Annotated in this window: 18 protein-coding genes; 11 read left to right on the top strand and 7 right to left on the bottom strand. The window is 71.2% G+C overall.

The features are described from left to right. Positions 1-46: 46 nt before the first annotated feature. The 3 genes from AB0G15_RS09595 to AB0G15_RS09605 all read right to left on the bottom strand — a co-directional run bounded on the left by AB0G15_RS09595 (position 47) and on the right by AB0G15_RS09605 (position 4,655). Positions 47-1,696 carry an IucA/IucC family protein gene (locus tag AB0G15_RS09595; protein WP_362837054.1) on the bottom strand — a complete coding sequence of 550 codons (1,650 nt, stop codon included), beginning with the start codon at positions 1,694-1,696 and terminating at the stop codon, positions 47-49. Further along, positions 1,693-3,420 (bottom strand): IucA/IucC family protein, encoded by a 1,728-nt coding sequence (locus tag AB0G15_RS09600; RefSeq protein ID WP_362837056.1) that lies wholly within the window; start codon positions 3,418-3,420, stop codon positions 1,693-1,695. The genes AB0G15_RS09595 and AB0G15_RS09600 overlap by 4 nt, the downstream gene beginning before the upstream one ends. Before the next feature lie 77 nt (positions 3,421-3,497). Then, positions 3,498-4,655, bottom strand: coding sequence for an ATP-grasp domain-containing protein (locus AB0G15_RS09605; protein ID WP_362837058.1), 1,158 nt, complete (start codon positions 4,653-4,655; stop codon positions 3,498-3,500). A 177-nt stretch (positions 4,656-4,832) separates the two neighbouring features. On the opposite strand from AB0G15_RS09605, the gene AB0G15_RS09610 reads away from it, so the two are divergent. The 6 genes from AB0G15_RS09610 (at position 4,833) to nudC (ending at position 10,106) form a co-directional block, all read left to right on the top strand. Next, positions 4,833-5,249, top strand: coding sequence for a hypothetical protein (locus tag AB0G15_RS09610; RefSeq protein WP_362837060.1), 417 nt, complete (start codon positions 4,833-4,835; stop codon positions 5,247-5,249). Positions 5,250-5,357: 108 nt separating this feature from the next. Beyond that, positions 5,358-6,746: a HAMP domain-containing sensor histidine kinase gene (locus AB0G15_RS09615; protein WP_362837062.1), complete on the top strand. Its 1,389-nt coding sequence runs from the start codon at positions 5,358-5,360 to the stop codon at positions 6,744-6,746. 92 nt (positions 6,747-6,838) lie between these two features. Beyond that, complete coding sequence (locus AB0G15_RS09620) at positions 6,839-7,501, top strand: response regulator transcription factor (protein WP_362837064.1); 663 nt, start codon at positions 6,839-6,841, stop codon at positions 7,499-7,501. Between the two features lie 96 nt (positions 7,502-7,597). After that, the gene (locus AB0G15_RS09625) at positions 7,598-8,146 is read left to right on the top strand and encodes a hypothetical protein (RefSeq protein WP_362837066.1); all 549 of its coding nucleotides are present in this window, start codon (positions 7,598-7,600) and stop codon (positions 8,144-8,146) included. A gap of 2 nt (positions 8,147-8,148) precedes the next feature. Next, positions 8,149-8,766 (top strand): class F sortase, encoded by a 618-nt coding sequence (locus AB0G15_RS09630; protein ID WP_362837068.1) that lies wholly within the window; start codon positions 8,149-8,151, stop codon positions 8,764-8,766. Positions 8,767-9,128: 362 nt separating this feature from the next. Beyond that, positions 9,129-10,106, top strand: a complete 978-nt coding sequence (nudC, locus tag AB0G15_RS09635; RefSeq protein WP_362837070.1) for an NAD(+) diphosphatase — start codon at positions 9,129-9,131, stop codon at positions 10,104-10,106. 191 nt (positions 10,107-10,297) lie between these two features. Here the strand turns inward: nudC and AB0G15_RS09640 are convergent, their stop codons facing one another. After that, positions 10,298-10,552 carry a glutaredoxin domain-containing protein gene (locus AB0G15_RS09640; RefSeq protein ID WP_362685518.1) on the bottom strand — a complete coding sequence of 85 codons (255 nt, stop codon included), beginning with the start codon at positions 10,550-10,552 and terminating at the stop codon, positions 10,298-10,300. Between the two features lie 58 nt (positions 10,553-10,610). Continuing rightward, positions 10,611-11,891, bottom strand: a complete 1,281-nt coding sequence (locus AB0G15_RS09645) for an alpha/beta hydrolase fold domain-containing protein (RefSeq protein WP_362837072.1) — start codon at positions 11,889-11,891, stop codon at positions 10,611-10,613. 190 nt (positions 11,892-12,081) lie between these two features. On the opposite strand from AB0G15_RS09645, the gene AB0G15_RS09650 reads away from it, so the two are divergent. From AB0G15_RS09650 to AB0G15_RS09670, 5 genes are all read left to right on the top strand, one after another. Beyond that, on the top strand, positions 12,082-14,154 hold the full coding sequence (locus AB0G15_RS09650; protein WP_362837074.1) for an ATP-dependent DNA helicase UvrD2: 2,073 nt from the start codon (positions 12,082-12,084) through the stop codon (positions 14,152-14,154). Then, positions 14,151-15,017, top strand: coding sequence for an acyl-CoA thioesterase II (gene tesB / locus AB0G15_RS09655; protein ID WP_362837076.1), 867 nt, complete (start codon positions 14,151-14,153; stop codon positions 15,015-15,017). Before AB0G15_RS09650 ends, tesB begins: the two co-directional genes overlap by 4 nt. 130 nt (positions 15,018-15,147) lie before the next feature. Further along, complete coding sequence (locus AB0G15_RS09660; protein ID WP_362837078.1) at positions 15,148-15,432, top strand: hypothetical protein; 285 nt, start codon at positions 15,148-15,150, stop codon at positions 15,430-15,432. A gap of 128 nt (positions 15,433-15,560) precedes the next feature. Beyond that, entirely contained in the window at positions 15,561-15,830 is a 270-nt protein-coding gene (locus tag AB0G15_RS09665; RefSeq protein WP_329085648.1) for a WhiB family transcriptional regulator, read from the top strand. 132 nt (positions 15,831-15,962) lie between these two features. Further along, entirely contained in the window at positions 15,963-16,157 is a 195-nt protein-coding gene (locus AB0G15_RS09670; protein ID WP_362837080.1) for a hypothetical protein, read from the top strand. Between the two features lie 310 nt (positions 16,158-16,467). Here AB0G15_RS09670 and AB0G15_RS09675 read toward each other — a convergent pair whose 3' ends face one another. Together AB0G15_RS09675 and AB0G15_RS09680 are read right to left on the bottom strand one after the other, a co-directional pair. Continuing rightward, positions 16,468-17,805, bottom strand: coding sequence for an AarF/UbiB family protein (locus AB0G15_RS09675; protein WP_362685536.1), 1,338 nt, complete (start codon positions 17,803-17,805; stop codon positions 16,468-16,470). A 63-nt stretch (positions 17,806-17,868) separates the two neighbouring features. Then, the gene (locus AB0G15_RS09680) at positions 17,869-18,969 is read right to left on the bottom strand and encodes a ThiF family adenylyltransferase (RefSeq protein WP_362837082.1); all 1,101 of its coding nucleotides are present in this window, start codon (positions 18,967-18,969) and stop codon (positions 17,869-17,871) included. Positions 18,970-19,333 lie beyond the last annotated feature (364 nt).

A 19,333-nucleotide genomic window follows, 5' to 3' on the forward strand; every position in this document is an offset into this window, starting at 1 on the left:
CACAGAGGGCGGGGGAGGGCGGTGACCGTCACCGCCCTCCCGCCGCTCAGGCCGTGGCCAGCGGGTTGGCGACCGTCACGTACCCCGCGGAGCGGTCCGCCGAGCGCGCCCACCGGACCGACAGGTTGGCCTTGGCCGGCAGCGGCGCCCCCGACAGCAGGTCCGACAGCGGCCGGGGCCATCCGCGCGACGCCGCGTACCCCGCCAGCACCTCCCCGGCCACCGCCCACAGCTCCCGCGTGGACCCGGTCCCCGCGAGGGAGGCGGCGATCTCGACGAGGTGGTTGACCACCAGGCAGTAGACCACCCGGTTCCAGCCGGAGGCCGCGTCGTAGGTGAGCGCCTCGGCGACCCGGCCGGGCAGCCCGGACAGGTCGTGCCGCCCGGCGACGAGCTTCGTGCCCTCCAGATCGCGGAAGACGGCCTCCACCGGCAGCCCCTCCGCGTCCACGCCGATCAGGACGTTCTGCAGGTGGGGTTCCAGGACCACGCCGTGGCCGAAGTAGGCGTCGAGCACCGGCGGCGCCACGCGTTCCACGTACGCCCGCCACCAGCGCGCCGGATCGGCCACCGGCCACCCGGCCATGGTCGGCGCGCCGCCCGGTGGCCGATCCGCCGGGCCCGGCACGTCGCCCGGCACCGCGCCGGCCCCCTGCCGTCCGGCGGCCAGCGCGCCGCTCAGCAGCGGGGTCACCCCCGGCCTGCAGACCGACCACGGGCCCATCCGGACGATCACGCCGAGCCCTTCCAGCAGCCGGGTCCCCAGCTCCGCGGAGCGGTAGCCCGGTTCGGGCAGCCAGCGGGTGCCCGGGAAGGCGGCCGCCAGGTCGAGGAAGACCGGTTCGAGGCGACGGCTCAGCTCGACCGCGCCCGCCAGCTCGTACCAGGAGTTCTTCCGCACGCAGTTGGTGATCCGCACGTCCAGGCTGAACTTCAGGCACCGGTCGATCAGCGGCTCGTAGACCGTGCGGACCGACGACGTGGGGACCGCCGTCCGGGAGCTGTCTCCCAGGTCGACCAGGCGGCCGTCGGCCAGCGGCGCGGCCAGGTCCGCCGCGAGCAGTTCCAGCTGCCACGGGTGCGCGGGCAGCAGCGAGTAGCCGGGCGGCGCCTGGCCGAGCTCGTCGAGCGCGCCGGTGTCGCCCGCCTCGGCCAGCACGTCGTCCCTGACCCCGAGCAGCCGCAGCGGGAAACTCGCGTGGGCCTCGGGCGCGTAACGCAGCCAGCCCGCGCCGCCGCGTGCCTTCGGGCTGGGATGGAACGGGTGCCCGAAGACCAGCGCCTGCTCCGAGGCCAGCCACGGGTCGGCGGGCGGCGGGACCTCCCGCCGGGCCGCGATCAACGTCGCCAGGGCGTCCCTGCTCGCGGCCACCTGGGCGCCGAACTCGTCGTTGCCCTCGGCCTCGCTCTCGCCGAGCTCGGTCTCCACCAGCCGGACGAGCAGGTCCGCCGAGAGCGGTTGCCAGGAGTCGTTCTCCAGCCACTCGGGCCGCCCCTCGAAGCGCAGCGCGAGCCCGCCGTGCGCGCGCGCCCGCAGGCGGGTGCCCGCGACGCGCAGCAGCACGTACGGTTCCTCGTACCCGACCTGCCCGCGAGGTCCCGCGATCTCCCTTACGCAACAGCGCAGCAGCGCCGACACCGAGGCCTCCTCGGCGACGGCGACGGCGGCGGGTGAGTCGAGGGCGAGGCTCGTCATGTCGTCCTTTGCGTGATCTGGGAGGGCTGGCGGAGATAGTTCGGCCCGCTCGTGCCGTAGAACTTGTTCACGTCCCGCGCACCGGTGCGCGCCTTGTCCACCAGGGTTCCGGCGGTGATCATCGACTTGCCGACGAGCCGGGCGGCGTCGAGGGTCCTGGCCCGCAGCAGCCTGGCCATCGGATCCTCCCCGTACGCGTCGAGCGCTTCGGCGAGCGTGCCCCGGACCAGCTCGAAGGCCGCCGGCGGCGGCAGCGCGCCGAACGTCACGGCGGCGGCGGCCAGGTGCAGGGTGATGGTCACGAACACGTCGGCGAGCGCGTGCGGGTCGTCGGTGAACATCCGCGCGTCGGTGAGGTCCGGCACCGCGAGCCCCGCGTCCCTCAGCCTGTCGGGCGAGGTCAGCAGGCCGTCGTTGTCCTTGACGAGCAGCCGTACGGCCCCCTCGCCCGTGACCTCCTTCGCGTCGAACACCAGCGAGAGGTTCTGCTGGTGGGCCTCCAGAGCCGTGCCGTACCTGACGAAGAGCCGCACGTGGAAGCGGAACAGCACCCGCAGGTACCGGCCGAGCAGCCGGGCGACGTCCCCGCCGGACCATCTCTCTGCGAGCTCCTCCACGACCAGCCCGCCCCCCGGCAGCGGCGCCGTCAGCGCCGCGACCGGGACGACCTCCCCCGCGGGCTGGCGGCGCAGGAGCCAGCCCAGGTACTCGTGCCCGGCGTGCCCGTACGTCTGCTCGTCGGCCAGGAGCACCTCCGGGTCGGGCATGGCCCGCAGGAGCAGCTCGGCCCGCGCCCCGTCGGCGAGCGTGTCCGGTTTGAGCGACCTCCGGTTGCGCAGCCCGAGGGTGCTGGTGGTCAGCGGCAGCTTCAGGTGCGTGCCCGGGGCGATCTCGGCCGTGCGCATCGACAGCGTGGGCCTGACCTCCAGGCGCGCCAGCGGGGCCACGACCGTCCCGGGGATCTCCTCGACCGCGGGGACCGTCAGCGGGTGGACGGGGAACAGCACGTGGGTCTCCGCGAGCTCCGCGGCCAGGCCGACGGCGGGGAATCCGGGCGCCCCCGGCATCTCCGCCCCGGTGAGCCGCTCCCGCGGCACGGCGGCCCAGCGCAGCTCGAAGGAGGGCGCGAACTCCGGCGCGTACGCGGTCAGATCCTCGTCGGACAGGCCGATCCGGCACCGGGCCGTCGGGTAGACGGGGTGATCGACGAACGCGGCCAGCGCCTCGTACCACATGCCGTCGCGTCCGCTCCCGCCGTCCGCCGCGCGCGCGGTCCCGGCTCCCGTTGTATGCCCGCTTTCCTGGCCCGGGTCCGGCGCACGCGTGGGGCCGGGGCGGGCGGCGGGGCGCACGGCGACGGTGGCGCCCAGCCTGGCGAGCACCTCCTCGCGGTGGACGTCGTGAAGGTCGAGGGCGCGCAGCGCCTCGCGGCACTCCGTGACGAACGACTCGACCCCGGCGGCGTCGGCGGGAGCGGAGATCTCCCGCAGGGCGCCCAGGACCTCGTCCAGGCGCAGTGCCTCCTCCGGGGCCGCCACGAAGTCCTGGAACAGCGAGCCGGGGGTCAGCCGGACCCGCCTGCCCCCGGGCAGGACCAGCGCGACACCGTCCTTGCTGCGGGTCACCCGCCCGGCCAGGCCGCCGTAGTCCTCGCGCAGGAGCGCGTTCAGCACCCGGGTGGCGAGGTATCGTTCCCGCCCGCTCACGGGGCCTGCGCCGCTCACGCGGCCGTTCACGGATCCCCGGCTCACGCGGTCGCCCGTGGAATCCCGGGTCGCGCGGTCGCTCGTGGACTCCCGGCTCATGCGATCACCCACGGGTTCTCCGCGGTGAAGGCCGCGACGGCCGCGTCCACGCGCGCCCGGTCGGGCCCGATCGCGCGGACGATGCCCATGTAGTCGCGATTGGTGTTGCTCAGGTCGATCCGGTCACCCACGGCGCGCAGCGGCCGGTGCCAGATCCGGACCGGATCGCCAGGCGCGGGAACGATCGTCCCGGGGGACCTCACCACGGTCCCCGGGCGGCCGGCGACCAGGCTCAGCGCGGTCGCGTGCCCCTCCACCCGGTCGGGGAGCTCCGGTTCCGCCCCGAGATGCACCCTGAGAACGAGTTCGAACAGGGGCGCGTCCAGCATGCTCGCCAGCAGGAAGTCGCAGTGGTCGCCGATCACCCGGTAGTTGACCTCGACGATCCGCGGCCCGGCCGGGGTCATCACGTACTCGGTGTGGCAGGCCCCGAACCCCACCCGCAGCGCCTCCAGCGCCCGCAGCACGTGGTCGCGGCCGGGAGGCGGCTCCCAGTCGAGCCGTTCCTCCACGAAGTGCGGCAGCGGCCCCAGGGCGGTGCGGAAACCGCCGAGCACCCTGATCCGCTCGCCGTCGCCGAGGGTCTCCATCGTGTGCAGCGGCCCGTCGAGATACTCCTCCACGACCAGCGTCTCTCCCGGCCGCCTGTCCCGGATGGCCGCGACGGCCGTCGCGAGCTCGCCCGCGTCGCGGACCAGCACGACGTCCTCGCTGGCCACGCCCTCGCGCGGCTTCACGACCGCCGGGAACGGCATGCCGGCGGGCGGTGGGTCGGCCGGTGCCATCCGCGCGGAACGGACGGTCTCGACCCCGGCGGCGGCCAGCCGCCGCCGGGTGAGCGCCTTGTTCTTGGTGTCGACGCAGGCCCGCCAGTCCTTGCCGGGGAGGCCGAAGTAGGCGGCGGCGAGGGCCGTCTCCGCCTGGATGTGGTCGGAGTTCGAGAAGATCGCGTCCGGGACGTGGTGGTGCGCGACGGCGTCGATCACGGCCCGCGCGTCGCGCACGTCGCAGCGGAGCACCTCCACCCCGGAGTCGCGGTACCGCTCGGGGCGGTCGGTGAGGATCGTGACCTCACAGCCGAGTGCGCGCGCCGCCGGAAGGAAGCCGTCGGTGACCGAGTCGGTCGGCTTGAGCGCGGTGAGGTACAGCCGCAATGCAGGGACCCCCGATATCAGGCAAGGCTAACCTAACTCGGCGATCCTAGCCTGAGGCCGATCAGCACGCGGAGGCGATCGGCCTATTGACAGTACATGTCCGTGTCGCCCGATGATGAGAGTCTTCTCATCTCCATCCCAGCCTCATCTCCTATGGCGGCGCCTAGCGTGGACGCCATGAGCCGCAGGACATCAACCGTCAGCATGGTGATCGGGATACTCGTCACGGCGGTCGCGATGTTCGCGGTCGTGGTGCTGGTCCAAGGCAGCCCGGGCAGCCTCGGGGAGGCCGTCGTGGTCGACGGGGAACGGGGCAGGGAGACGGCCGTGACGGGCACCGCGCAGCCGCGGCCCTCCGGAGATTCCACGGCACCGGGCGGCCCGCGAGCCTCGGACGACTCCGGGGCGCCCGGCGATCAGAAGGCGCGGGACGACCGGACGCCTCCGGGCTCCGCGACCTCCGGCGAGCCCGGTGCGTCGAGCCTGGCCGGAAGGGAGCGGGCCGAACGGGTGCAGCCCCCACCGCCGCCGCGAGGCGGAGGAGACGACGATGACGGTGGCGACGACGGCAGCGGCGATGACGGCGACGACTGAGACGGCGGCGGGAACGGGGACGGGGACGACTGGGACGACGACTGTGGCTGAGACGGCGGCGGGAACGGGGACGGCCGGAACGGCGACGGCAGAGGCGACGGCCGGGCGGTGAGCGCACGGACCCGCATCGTGGGTTGGACGCTCGCGGTCGTCGCCCTCGCCCTGAGCGTCTCGGTGTTCGCCACCTGGACCATTCTGCTGGTCAGGCTCGAAGACCGGGTGAACGCCGAGCTGGCCAACGAGGTGGAGAAACTCCACTGGTACGCGAAGAACTCGACCGCCTCCCCGCCGGCGCTGCTCGAGGAGTACCTGAAGATCAACGCGCCCGACCGCCACGAGACCTTCTTCGTGATCCTCGACGGGAAGGTCCGCTGGCGTACGTACGCGGAACCCCCGGCCGTGCTGGACACCGACCGGGCGCTGGTGGCGCGGATGGCCGCCGCGACCGAACCCACCTGGGACTGGGCCCCCAGCACGGCGGGGCTCGTCCGCTGGGCGGTCGCACCCGTGATCGCCGACGGTGAGGTCGAGGGCGCCTTCGTGGCCATCGTCTTCTACGACCTCGAACGCCGCGAGGTCGTAGAGGCGGTGCGCGTGCTCGGCCTCACCGCGCTGGCGGCGCTCCTCCTGGCCGGGGCGGGCGGATGGTTCGTCGCGGGAAGGGTCCTCGCCCCCGTGCGGCTGGTCCGCCGGACGGCGGAGCGGATCGGCGGCTCCGGCGATCTCAGCCGGCGCCTCACCGTCTCCGGCGACGACGACGTCTCGGCGCTGGCCGCGACCTTCAACCACATGCTCGACCGGCTGGAGCGCGCCTTCGCCGTGCAGCGCGACTTCCTCGACGACGCCGGGCACGAGCTGCGCACCCCGATCACGGTCGTCCGCGGCCATCTCGAGCTCATGGGCGACGATCCCGAGGAGCGGGCCGTCACCCTGGCCCTGGTCACCGACGAGCTGGGGCGGATGAACAGGATCGTCGACGACCTGATCATGCTCGCCAGATCGGAGCAGCCGGGCTTCCTCACCCTCGGTGAGGTCGAGCTCGCCGATCTCACCGTCGAGGTCGTGGTCAAGGCCCGCGCCCTGGGAGAGCGTCGCTGGCGGGTGGACGAGGTGGCCGAGGAACGGGTCACGGCCGACCGGCAGCGCCTCACCCAGGCGCTGATCCAGCTCGTGGCGAACGCCGTGCGGCACACCGGCCCCGGCGACCTGATCGCGGTCGGTTCCGCCGTACGGGAGGGCCGGGTGGAGCTGTGGGTGCGCGACACCGGCCCCGGCGTGCCCGACCAGGATCGCGAACGGATCTTCAACCGCTTCGTCCGGGGCGCGAACCGCACCGGGTCGCACGACGGCGCGGGGCTCGGCCTCGCCATCGTCCGCTCCATCGCCGAGGCGCACCGGGGCACCGCGCAGGTCCGCGAGGCCGACGGAGGCGGGGCGCTCTTCCTGATCTCCTTCCCGTACGAGGAGATCCCCGTGACGCTCTCGTACGAGCACTGATGTTCCCGTACGAGGAGAACCCCCGACGTGTCCTTCCACGCCGCGCGGTGTGGAAGGCGCGACCGTGACAGTCCCCCGAGGAGGAGCCGAGGGTGAACCGCATCCTGATAGCCGAGGACGAGGGCCGGATCGCGTCCTTCCTGGAGAAGGGCCTGAGAGGCAACGGGTTCACGACCACCGTCGTCGCGGACGGTGTCGCGGCGTACGAGTACGCCCGCGCCGGTCGCTTCGACCTGATGATCCTGGACATCGGCCTTCCGCTGAGCGACGGCTTCACGGTCCTGCGACGGCTCCGGCAGGAGATGGCGACCATCCCAGTGATCATCCTCACCGCCCGCGACAGCGTCGCCGACACCGTCGCGGGTCTTGAGGGCGGAGCCGACGACTACCTCGCCAAGCCCTTCTCCTTCGAGGAACTGCTGGCACGGGTACGGCTCCGCCTGCGCCCGGAACGCGTCCCGGAGACGACCGTCCTGCGCGTCGGCGACCTCGCCCTGGACCTGCGGACCCGGCGGGCTCACGTGGGCGAGCGCTCCGTCGACCTGTCCACCCGCGAGTTCGCCCTCGCGGAGATCTTCTGTCGCCACCCCGACCAGGTTCTCACCCGCCAGCAACTGCTCAGCCACGTGTGGGGGTTCGACTTCGACCCCGGCTCGAACGTGGTGGACGTCTATGTCCGCTACCTGCGCCGCAAGCTGGGAAACCAGCGGATCGAGACCGTCAGGGGGTCCGGCTACCGCCTGCGGGTCCGGTGAGAGTCCTCTCATCCCGTGCTCATGATGGGTCCACCGGCCACCGGAAATCTGGAGTCATCCGCGCAGAAGGTGCGGAACGACTTTCAGGAGGGCCAGATGAGCCTGGTACTACGGCGGACCCTGCTCGCCATCGCGATCACCCTCGGCCTCGGGACCACCGGCGTCCTCGCCGGTGTCCCGGCGGCCCAGGCATCCGCGTTCCCGGCTCCGCCCACGGCGGTTACCGACGTCGCGGACGATGACGACGATGACGACGATGACGACAGAGGTGGTGATGACGACGACGGTGATGACGACCGCGACGACCGCGACGACAAGGACGACCGGAGAGCCGGACCCGCCGGCGACCAGGACGACGACCTCCCCCGGGGCGGCGTGGAAACCGGCCAGGGCAGCACGTCGCGCGATGACGACGATGACGATGACCGTGCTCCGGCCGGTGGTGTGGACACCGGTCAGGGTGGTGCGTCGCGCGATGACGACGATGACGATGACCGTGCTCCGGCCGGTGGTGTGGAGACCGGGTTCGGCGGGACGGCCGAGAAGGAGGACGTGCCGCTCTGGGTGCCGGCGGGACTGGCCGGTGCCGGGCTGCTGGCGGGTGGCGGTTTCTGGTTCAGCCGCCGATTCACCTCGGGGAGCTGACCGTGCGGACTCCCGGTGCCCTCGTGGCCGCTCTCTCCACTCTCTCCGCCATCGTGGCCATGACCGCGTGCTCCACCGAGGTCGCCGCGCACAGCGCCTCCACGGCTTCCACGGCGTCCATGCCCTCCGAGGCTTCCACGGTCTCCACCGCCGCCCAGGTCGTACGACCTCCGGCCAGGGGTGAGGTCGCCGACCCCGTGTGGCTCCGCGTCCCGGCGATCGGGGTCTCCACCGCGGTGATCGCGCTGAGGCTGGACGCGAGGAACAAGCTGGTCGCTCCGGTGCGCTTCGACAGGGTGGGCTGGAACAAGGCCGGTCCCGAGCCCGGCGAGGCCGGTGCGGCGGTCATCGCCGGGCACGTGGACTCCAGGACGGGACCCGCTGTCTTCCACCGGCTCGGAAAACTCCGTCCGGGACACCGCGTCCACGTCGACAGGGCCGACGGAAGCACGGTGACGTTCACCGTCCGGCGCCTGGCCCGCTTCCCGAAGAGCCGGATCCCCGACAGGCAGGTGTACGGCTCCGCCAAGGGAGCCGAGCTGAGGCTCATCACCTGCGGCGGGACCTTCGACCGCGAACGGCGCAGTTACCGTGACAACGTGATCGTGTTCGCGAGCTGACGGCTCGGCGCCACGGGGACGGCCGGGTGGAGCGTGCCACGAGAGGCGCGGGCATCGGGAGAGATCCCGGGGCCCGCGCCTGCGTCCGTGTTCCCGCCCCCGGATCCCCGGTCGCACCCCCGGCTCGTGCCGGAGGAGCCCGGGAAAGCCCGGGAGAAGCCGGGAGAGCCCGGAGAACCCCGGACCGGAGGAGACGGGCACCAGGAACCGGGGACGAGGGAGAGGAAGGAGGGAAAAGCCGGTGATGTGCTGGGACGCGTACCGTGCACTTCCGCCCTCACGCAGGGCCGTAAGCAGGGAAGGGCGGAGAGGGCCCCGCCCGGCGACATAGTATGTGCACTCGGTTGGGGAGGCGGAACAGCGTGGAGATCACGGCACAAGAAGGACTGTTGGGGCCGCTGCTGCTCGCGCGCAGTGCCATCGACCGGTCGGCGGGGCTTCGCGGCGACGCCGAATGGCTCGAAAGGACCTGGGCGGACACCGCGACCAGGGTCGTGGTCGTCGACGACGGGCAGGCGCTGGTCCGGCGCAGTGGCGGAGAGGTCAAGCTGGTTCTGCTGCCCACGGCCGACGCGCCGGAGGGGGAGCGCTACCTGCTCGGTGTCGACGCCGAGGGCATCGCCTACTTCGCCGTGGCGGCGCCGCTGGCCGGCAGCGTCCACAACGGTTCCTTCACCCGGATCGTCTCCCCGCTGCCCCCCTCGGAGCCGGCGGAGGACCAGACCCTCACCGCGGGGCTCCGCCAGGTGGGGTCGTTGCTGGGCGACCTGGAAGCCGGGCTGCTGGTGTACGCGGTCGCCCTGGACGCCTGGCACTCCACCCACGAGTTCTGTCCCCGGTGCGGGAGCGGCACGGAGGTGCGCGCGGGCGGGCACGTGCGCGTCTGCCCCAAGGACGGCAGCCAGCACTTTCCCCGGGTCGACCCCGCGGTGATCATGCTGATCCACGACGACGATGACAGGTGCCTGCTGGCCAGGGGGCCTCAGTGGCCCGAGGGGCGGCTGTCGGTGCTGGCCGGGTTCGTCGAGCCGGGCGAGTCGCTGGAGCACGCCGTGGCGCGCGAGGTGGCCGAGGAGGTCGGGGTGCGCGTCGCCGAGCCCCGGTACATGGGCAGCCAGCCCTGGCCGTTCCCGCGCAGCCTGATGCTCGGCTTCTTCGCGCGGGCCACGTCGACGGAGTTCGTCCTCGACCCCGAGGAGATCGCCGAGGCCCACTGGTTCAGCCGCGCCGAGCTACGGGCCGCGACGGAGAGCGGCGAGGTGCGCCTGCCGTCCGAGGTGTCGATCGCCCGCAGGCTCATCGAGACCTGGTACGGCGAACCGCTGACCGGCGACTGGTGACCCTGCCCGCCGGTGACCCCGCCCGCTGGTGATCCCGCCCGCCGCGGGGAGGTCTCATCACCGATCGGCAGCCGGCGGGCCGTCCCGGGCGAGGCCGTCCGGGAGATCGTCCGGGTGGAGGCCGTCCCGGCGGACGGGAGCCCCGGTGTCCGTGGAAGCGGAACCGGGGCTCGGGCGTCGCGGGGAAGCGGCTACACGCCCGCGCCCGCCAGGATGCGCTTGAGTTCGATCACCGAGGGGTTGGTCCTGACGATCCGGCCGGTGGGGGAGTCGACCACGACGGTGGGTACGACCTGGTTACCGTTGTTGACGCTCATGACGAACGTGGCGGCGTCCGGATTGCTCTCGATGTCGATCTCGTTGTAGGAGATCCCCTCGCGGCTCAGCTGGCTCTTCAGTCGCTTGCAGGGGCCGCACCAGGTGGTGGTGTACACAGTCAGCGCCATGTCGTGAGAAATCCCCTCATGTGATGTCCGGCGCCATTGGCAACAAAGCGAGGGCCGGTCATCTTCCCGGTGAGAGCAGCTTCTCCGCGACCCACTGCTGGACCCGCTCCGCCACGCCGGGCAGCCGGTAAAGAGGCGCGCTGTGCTCGATGCCGGGCTCGGTGACGATCGTCACCGGCACGCCGACCTGGCGCAGGTGCTCCTTGAGCTGCTTGCCGTGCTCCGCCGACACGAACTCGTCCTCCGAGTGCACGACCAGCATGGGCGCGTCACCGCGGCTCGCGTGCCACGGGACCTCCATGCTCGCCCAGACCCTGGCGCACTTACCGGTGGGCTCACAGCCCCCGGCGAGCTTGATGGCCGACTCGCGCAGCTTGCGCTTCTCCAGGTCGAAGGTGTCGGCGCCCTCGGTGTACGCCGTGAGCGGGGAGATCACCGGGGAGATGCCGACCACGCCGCGCAGGCCGGGCAGGCGGCTCTTGTAGGTGCCCGCCGCACTGGCCAGGTGGCCTCCGGCGGAGAAGCCGACGATCACGTAGTTGCTCGGGTCGAAGGACCACAGCGCCGCGTGCCGCCGCGCGGTGGCGATCGCGTCGAGGGTGTCGGTGCGCTGGGCCGGCCAGGAGGCGTCGGTGGAGAGGCGGTAGTTGATGTTGAAGACGACGTAGCCCTGCTCGGCGTAGCTCCGGCTTATCTCGGTCATGTACTTCTTGTCACCCGACGACCACCAGCCGCCGTGGATCAGGAAGACGCCGGGCCGCTTAAGCTCGTCGGTCTGGTACCAGACGTCCATGCGCTGGCGAACGTGCGGGCCGTACGCGACGGTGTTGACGACGGTGCCCTGGGTCAACGGGTCGGGCTCCGTCACCGGAGGGGGTGTCGGGTCGCCCTTACCGCCCTTCGGGGTACAGGCCTTCCCCGCGCCGGTCTTCCTGGTCTCGGTCGCGTTGACTCCGGCGGCCCTGGTCTCGGTCGCGCGGGCTCCGGCGGCCCTGGACTCGGCCGCGTCCGTGGCGGTCCTGCCGGCACCGGTCCTGCCGGCACCGGCTCTGCTGACATCGGCCCTGCCGACCTCGGCCACCCCCACGCTGGCCGTCGCCGTGCCGTACGTGCCGGTGTCCGCCCTGCCCGCTCCGGACCTCGCCGTACCCGAGGCCCTCTCGGCGCCGGTCCTGGCCGTATCGGCGGTCTCCCCGGTGCCGGCCTTCGCCGGGCCGGGCGTACCGCTGGGCTGGGCTGGAGTCGAGATCCCGTGGGCATGCGCGGTCGTGTACACCACCGCGGGTCCGATCATCGCCGCCGCCAGGGCGAGCGCACCCACGGTTACCCCAGTTCGCACGGGCCTCTTCCTTCCCCGGAATCGTTCGGCCCCCATTGTGGAGTAAAAAGCCTGCTTTGTGCATCTCGACGAACCACATAGGTTGACGGCGGCAAGTTGCCAGAATGACTGATGCTTGGCCGGTGACTGGGAGGATGTTGCCGCCCGGTCCGTTCGATCGCGTGTGTTCGACTGCGTGTAAGGAGGCTCCGTGGGGCCCGACAACGTTCTGGCGGCACTGGATCCCGAGCAGCGTGAGGTGGCCGAAGCCGTCCGGGGGCCGGTCTGCGTCCTCGCCGGAGCCGGGACGGGAAAGACCCGCGCCATCACCCACCGCATCGCGCACGCGGTTCACAGCGGGGTGGTCGACGCCCAGGGCGTGCTGGCGGTGACGTTCACCACACGTGCGGCCGGTGAGCTCAGGCAGCGGCTGCGGCAGCTCGGCACGCCGGGCGTGCAGGCGCGCACCTTCCACGCCGCCGCGCTGCGCCAGCTCACCTACTTCTGGCCGCGTGTCATCGGTGGCGACCCGCCCAGGGTGATCGAGTCGAAGCTGCCGCTGCTGATCGACGCCTGCCGTTCCCTGCGTAAGAACCAGGACCGTTCGGAACTGCGCGACATCGCCTCCGAGATCGAATGGGCCAAGGTCACCCAGATCGCCCCCGAGGACTACGCGGAGGCCGCCAGGAAGGCGGGCCGCACCTCGCCCGTGGCCCCGGAGGAGGTCTTCCGGCTCTACGAGGCCTACGAGAACCTCCGCCGCGAGCGGCACCTGGTCGACTTCGAGACCATCCTGGAGCTCACCGCGGCCGTGATGACCGAGCACCGCGAGGTGGCCTCCCAGATCCGCCAGCAGTACCGCTACTTCGTGGTCGACGAGTACCAGGACGTCAACCCGCTGCAGAAGCTGCTGCTCGACACCTGGCTCGGCGGGCGCGACGACCTGTGCGTGGTCGGCGACCCCAACCAGACGATCTACTCCTTCACCGGCGCCACCCCCCGCTACCTGACCGGCTTCTCGGTCGAGCACCCCAACGCCACCGTGATCAAGCTGGTCCGCGACTACCGCTCCACCCCCCAGGTCGTCTCCCTGGCCAACCGGGTGCTCGACAGGGCACGGACCCCCCACAAACTCGCCCTGATCGCCCAGCGCCCGGACGGCCCCGAACCGGTCTTCACCGAGTACGACGACGAGACCGCCGAGGCGGAGGGCGTGGCGCGGGCGGTGAAGAAGCTCGTCGGTGGCGGCGTGCCGACCCGCGAGATCGCCGTGCTGTTCCGGGTCAACGCCCAGTCGGAGGCGTACGAGCAGGCCTTCGCCAAGGCCGGTCTGCCGTACGTGCTGCGCGGCGCCGACCGCTTCTTCGAGCGCCCCGAGGTCCGCCAGGCGGTCGTGCTGCTGCGCGGTGCCGCCCGCTCGGCCGAACCCGGCGACACGCTCGTCTCGACCGTGCACCACATCCTGTCCGGCATCGGGCTCACCCCCGAGGCGCCGGGCGGCGGCAAGGCCCGCGAGAAGTGGGAGTCGCTGAAGGCCCTGGCCGACCTCGCAGAGGACCTCGCGGCCACCGGCGCCGACCTGCCCGCCTTCGTCGCCGAGCTGGAGCGCCGGGCCGGGGAGCAGCACGCGCCGCCGGTCGAGGGCGTCACCCTGGCCTCGCTGCACGCCGCCAAGGGCCTGGAGTGGGACGCGGTCTTCCTCGTCGGCGTCACCGAGGGCATGCTGCCTATCATCTACGCCGAGTCGCTCGACCAGATCGAGGAGGAGCGCCGTCTCCTGTACGTCGGCGTCACCCGCGCCCGCGCCCACCTGGGGCTGTCGTGGGCGCTGGCGCGTTCGCCCGGCGGGCGGCGTTCCCGCAAACCCTCCCGCTTCCTGGACGGGCTCACCGGCCGATCCGCGCAGAAAAGCCGAGCCGCCGCCCCGGCCGCGGCGGCCGATCGCCGTCAGGTCGCCGCTCCGATCAGCTGCCGGGTCTGCGGCAAGACCCTGGCCGCCGCCGCGGAGCAGAAGCTCGGCAGGTGCACCGGCTGCCCCGCCGACTACGACGAGGCGCTGCTCGAGTCGCTCAAGTCCTGGCGTACGGGAGTGGCGAGGCACGAGAAGATCCCCCAGTGGGCGATCTTCACCGACGTCACCCTCCAGGCCATCGCCGAGCGGGCGCCGCTCTCGGAACAGGACCTGCTGGCGATCACCGGAATCGGACGCGTCAAACTGGACCGTTATGGCGAGGCGGTGCTCGAACTGTGTCGTATCGCCGCGAACCGGACGGAGGGCGTGTGAACGAGGCGTTAAAGGAGCTCCTGGACCTGCTCGACCTGGAGCAGATCGAGCTCGACATCTTCAGAGGGCGTAGTCCGGAGGAGCGCATCCAGCGTGTCTTCGGCGGCCAGGTGGCCGCCCAGGCACTGGTCGCCGCGGGACGGACGGTGCCCGACGACCGCAACGTCCACTCGCTGCACGCCTACTTCATCCGTCCCGGCGACCCGGCCATCCCGATCGTCTACAACGTCGAGCGGGTCCGCGACGGCCGGTCCTTCACCACCCGGCGGGTGGTGGCCGTCCAGCACGGCAAGGCGATATTCACGATGTCGGCCTCCTTCCACGTGACGGAGACCGGTGTCGAGCACCAGGCGGCCACGATGCCCCAGGTGGTCGATCCCGAGGGCCTGCCGCTCTTCCAGGACCGGATGCTCCAGGCCGTGGGGGCGGACTCGCCGCTGCGCGAGTGGTTGTCCAGGCCGAGGCCGGTGGACGCCCGCTACGTGACGCCCCTCACCTGGGAGGCCTACCGCGACCCGGAGCTGCGCGGTTCAAACACCGACGTGTGGTTCCGCTACGACGCGGAACTGCCCGACGATCCGCTGCTGCACGTGGTGCTCGCCGCCTACGCCTCCGACTTCACCCTGGTCGACACGGTGCTGCTGACCCACGGCCTGGCATGGGGCGCGTCCAACCTCTCCGGTGCCTCGCTGGACCACGCGATGTGGTTCCACCGTCCCTTCCGCGTGGACGAGTGGATGCTCTACGCCCAGGAGTCGCCCTGGTCGGGGGCGGCGCGGGGGCTCGCCAAGGGCGAGATGTTCACCCGGTCCGGAGAACTGGCCGTGTCGGTAGTGCAGGAGGCGATGATCCGCGTGAGATAGTCGCAAAGTCGCAGGTAGAAAATATGTTGCCCCCTCCTGGGGCCGGGGTTTAGGGTCATGCTCAAGCAAGTCGGACGTCACTGTCCGACGATCAACGAATGGAGGTGAGTCCGCTGTGAGGAACATTCTGATGTCGTCCCAGATGGGGCTCACTTCCGCGCGCCGTAACACCGTTCTGTCTTGTGACAGCCAGATCATCCTCGCCGGCGGCGCGGCAGCTCTGGTTCAGCAGGCCAACCCTGTCCATCTCCAGGTCGAGACCGGCCGTTGGTTCGCTCCGATCGCTTTCCCGGCGACGGACGTTCCGGCTGCTCGTAACCGAGTGGGCGACAGCTACGCAGCAACGACCAAGCACATCGGAAACGGTGGACTGCGCGGTCCGCAACCCTGGGGGCATCCTCCGGTCATAACCTGACCGAGGAAAAAGCCTTCAGGCCGCGGATCCGCACCCAGGATCCGCGGCCTTCTTGTTTGTCCGCGTCATTCCTGACCCCCACCCCAAGAGGTAATCAAAGATCAACACCTAGCTGAGAGGTGAAGCAGATGGGGGCCCAGACGGTCATGGACCTGATCGACGAAGCCACAATCCCCTGTCGTACCGACCCCGACCTGTGGTTCGCCGAGTCTCCGGAGGACGTGGAGTTCGCCAAGGCGCTCTGCGGAGGCTGCCCGATCCGTGAGGCCTGCCTGGCCCGCGCGCTGGAGCGCGAGGAGCCGTGGGGCGTCTGGGGAGGCGAGCTCGTCCTGCGGGGGGCGATCGTCCCCCGGAAGCGTCCGCGCGGGCGTCCCCGCAAGAACCCGGTCGCTGCCTGAACGATCCGGTCGCTGTTCGGACCGCCGAGAACCACGAACCACCGAGAACCGCACACCACCGCACCACCGAGAACCTGAACCACCGAGAACCCGAGCCATCACGAGCCGCACGTTCCCGAAAGGACCATTTCGATGAGCTACTTCACCGCCAGAGGCCTCGACCTGCCGTCTATGCAAGAAGAACTGGTCCGTGACCGAATACGGACCCTTCACCGCGAGGCGGAGGAGCATCGCAGGGCCGCCGGCCTTCAGCGCCTCCAGCGCGCGGAGCGCGACGCGGAGCGTGCCTCGGCGCGCCTGCGGAACGCGATCCTGCGCCTCGTCTGAGCTGCCGTGTCTGTTCGGTAAGACTGTCGTGTCTGTTCGGTAGGAACCGGCGGCGACGTGTGGAGAACGCACGAGAGACACACGTGGTCGCACGCGAGACGGATCCAAGAACGAGACGGACGAGAAAAGCCAGACGGACGAACGAGGGGTGACCCGCTCCGGCGGGCCACCCCTCAAACGTTTCGCCAGGTCACCCTGCCACGGAGCGCCACCGGGCGTCGCGGGACACGGACGTCATGGGATGTCGCGGGACGTTGAGGGACGTCGCGCTGAGGGGTGTCGAGGGGCGCCGGGGGAAGGAAAATATTCCTCAGGCGCTGGTGAGAGTGGGTTCTCCCGAATCCTCGTCGGTGAATCCGGGGACCCAGCGGATGACCTCCTCTCGGAAGCGGGCGGTGGCGCCGAGCTGGCAGAGGACGCCGACCCCCGCCGCGTGCACGCGGTGGATGAGGACGTACGAGGCGGGCAGGTTGAGCTGGCGCACCACGTTGCCGGGACGCAGGTCGGTGGCTGTGGCGGCCTGCCGCTGGAGCCATTCCCTGCTGAACGAGAACTCCTCCACGGCGGTCGGCTCGACGTAGGGGGCCAGGAACGCCCGCAGGGCTTCGGGGTCGATCTCGATGTGCGGCTGGATGAAGCCCTCGTCACGCAGGCCCTGCACCACGGTCGACATGTCGCCGTTGTTGAAGATGCGGGTCAGCTTTCCGAAGATCGGTGGGTATCCGTCGGGCATCCGGTTGACCGCGCCGAAGTCGAGAACGCACATCCGGCCGTCCTCGACGATCCGGAAGTTGCCCGGATGAGGGTCGGCGTGGAGCATGCCCAACCGCGCGGGCGAGGAGAACAGGAAACGGACGAGCTGGAGTCCGGCCCGGTCGCGCTCCTCCTGGGTGCCGTCGGTGATGATCCGCGACAGTGGAGTACCGTCGACCCATTCGGAGACGAGCACCTGCTCGTTGGCGGCGATCACGTCCGGGATCAGGAAGTCGGGATCGTCCTTGAATTCCAGGGCGAAGGCGTGCTGGGCCTCGGCCTCATGGAGGTAGTCGAGCTCCTCGACCACCCGCTCGCGCAACTCGCTCAGGACGGCCTTGATGTCGAGACCGGGCAGCAGCACCCCGAAGAGCTTGCCGAGCCGGGACAGCTGGGTGAAGTCGGAGAGCAGGGCCTTCCCCGCCCCCGGATACTGAATCTTGACCGCGACCGTCCGGCCGTCGTGCCAGACCGCCTTGTGCACCTGCCCGATCGACGCGGCGGCGGTGGGTTTGTCATCGAACGACAGGAAGTTCTCCCGCCAGTCGTCCCCCAGCTGCTCGACGAGGACCTTGTGCACGGTCGCCGCGGGAAGTGGTGGGGCCGCGTCCTGGAGTTTGGTCAGGGTGGCGCGGTAGGGGCCGGCGATCTCGGCGGGAAGCGCCGCCTCGAAGATGGACAGCGCCTGGCCGAGCTTCATCGCCCCGCCCTTGAGCTCCCCGAGAACCTTGAAGATCTGCTCGGCGGTGCGTTCCTGGATTTCCTGGGCGACGATCTCGGCGGACTTGCCCCCGATCCGTTTTCCGAGACCGAGAGCGGTGCGGCCGGCGAACCCGATCGGCAGGGCCGCCAGCTTGGCGGAGCGCGCAACGGCGCGGCGCGGAAGGTCACTCACCTTGGTTGGCGGCGTATCCGCTGGCACAGCGAGACGCCGCTCCCTCCCTTCGCTGTGTATCCGTCAGCGGCAGGTAGCCGACGCGACCATTGTTAGCGAACCCAACTCGTTTCGGAAGCAACGACATTGAGGATGAACACTCCAGGATCGCCTCTTCCAGCTCCAATCTGGCAATACTTCCATTGTGCTGTTTGTCACAGCGGGTTCACGGCCGTCGATCACAGCGAGTGCGTGACCTGCCGCCGACGCCGCCACCAGCGTCGACAGCGCCGTGCCGCACGCGATTTCTCCCGCGGGGAAACCGCCCAGCCGGGCGCTGACGACGGGCCATCCGGGGTCGCGGTCTCGTCGGGTCAAATCTAAACAGTGCAGGCATGTGCTCCGACCAGGCAGCACCAGGGGGCCGACCGACCCGGAGCCCTCGAAGGCGGTGACCAGCAGATGCGGGATCTCCCACTCGACGAGCTCCCTGACCAACAGTCCGTCCAGCGGCACCACCGGCGCGAGCACCGCCAGGTCCGGAGGCCTGGCCCCGTCGGCCAGCTGGGCCGCCCCGTCGCCGGTCCAGGCCGTGAGACCGGGCGCCAGTCTCCTGGCCACCGCGACCGCGCCGTCCTGCCTGCTCATTCCCACCTCCGTCCAGCCGAGGCCACCGGGGACGACATCCCGCCGCCGCGCCGTACCGGGGTCGATGACGCAGATACGGCCGATCCCGGAGGCGGCGAGCAGGCCGACGACCTGCGCGCCCACCCGGCCCGCGCCGTAGACCCGCACCTGGGCCTCTCTCCGGCGCTCCAGCACGGCGAGCCCGCCGTCGATCGTGCCCGGAGTCAGGGAGAGTGCGTCGAGATCCGGCTGGAGCCGATCGCGCTCGGCCATCGCGAGCGCGCGCAGCGGGCCTGGACCCGCACCCGCGTCGTCCACCACGCCACGGCTGACCAGCAGGTCGAGCAGGGTTCGGCCTTGCTCCTCGCCAAGACCCGCCTCGGCGGCGCCGGCCAGCACGCCCGCGACATCCCGTACGCCGTCGAGGCTCTCCACCCAGCGGCGGACCTCGGGCTCGAGATCGGTCAGCACCACCGCGTGGCGGGGATGCAGCCCGAACTGCAGGGTGCGCCCGTCACGGGCGACGCGGCGCAGAGCGGGCTTCAGACGTGGTCGCATCGGGGAACCTTTCCTCGGGACGGCCCGCGGATGAGCCGTTGAGCGGGGGATCGAGCAGGCCGGGGGTGGCTGGGTGTGCCAGCGTGGCATGGCCCGGTACGGTCCCGGACGCCTTTTCCCACGCCTGTGGATAACTCCCGCCCTGTGGATAACTCACCCCTGGGGTTAATCCGAAATGAACCTTTCGCCCCCTCCGTCCCTAGGGATACGCCCGTCTCGGGGACATGCGGGCTTCCGCCTCTCCCGGACAAGGAATGTCCGTTCCGCTCACCGGAGCGGGGAATCCGCCTCGTTTTCCGGGACGGGAAACGTCCAGGGAGACGGGCGGACGGTTTCGAGGGCGACGGGAGGAATGGGGGCGTAC

It is taken from the genome of Streptosporangium sp. NPDC023825 (assembly GCF_040639575.1).
In the GTDB taxonomy this organism is placed as follows: Bacteria; Actinomycetota; Actinomycetes; order Streptosporangiales; family Streptosporangiaceae; genus Streptosporangium.

Coding starts and splice junctions, on each gene's coding strand:
- AB0G15_RS09595 (WP_362837054.1), bottom strand. CDS start 1,696: ATGACGAGCCTCGCCCTCGACTCACCCGCCGCCGTCGCCGTCGCCGAG.
- AB0G15_RS09610 (WP_362837060.1), top strand. CDS start 4,833: ATGAGCCGCAGGACATCAACCGTCAGCATGGTGATCGGGATACTCGTC.
- AB0G15_RS09625 (WP_362837066.1), top strand. CDS start 7,598: ATGAGCCTGGTACTACGGCGGACCCTGCTCGCCATCGCGATCACCCTC.
- AB0G15_RS09640 (WP_362685518.1), bottom strand. CDS start 10,552: ATGGCGCTGACTGTGTACACCACCACCTGGTGCGGCCCCTGCAAGCGA.
- AB0G15_RS09660 (WP_362837078.1), top strand. CDS start 15,148: ATGTCGTCCCAGATGGGGCTCACTTCCGCGCGCCGTAACACCGTTCTG.
- AB0G15_RS09665 (WP_329085648.1), top strand. CDS start 15,561: ATGGGGGCCCAGACGGTCATGGACCTGATCGACGAAGCCACAATCCCC.
- AB0G15_RS09670 (WP_362837080.1), top strand. CDS start 15,963: ATGAGCTACTTCACCGCCAGAGGCCTCGACCTGCCGTCTATGCAAGAA.
- AB0G15_RS09680 (WP_362837082.1), bottom strand. CDS start 18,969: ATGCGACCACGTCTGAAGCCCGCTCTGCGCCGCGTCGCCCGTGACGGG.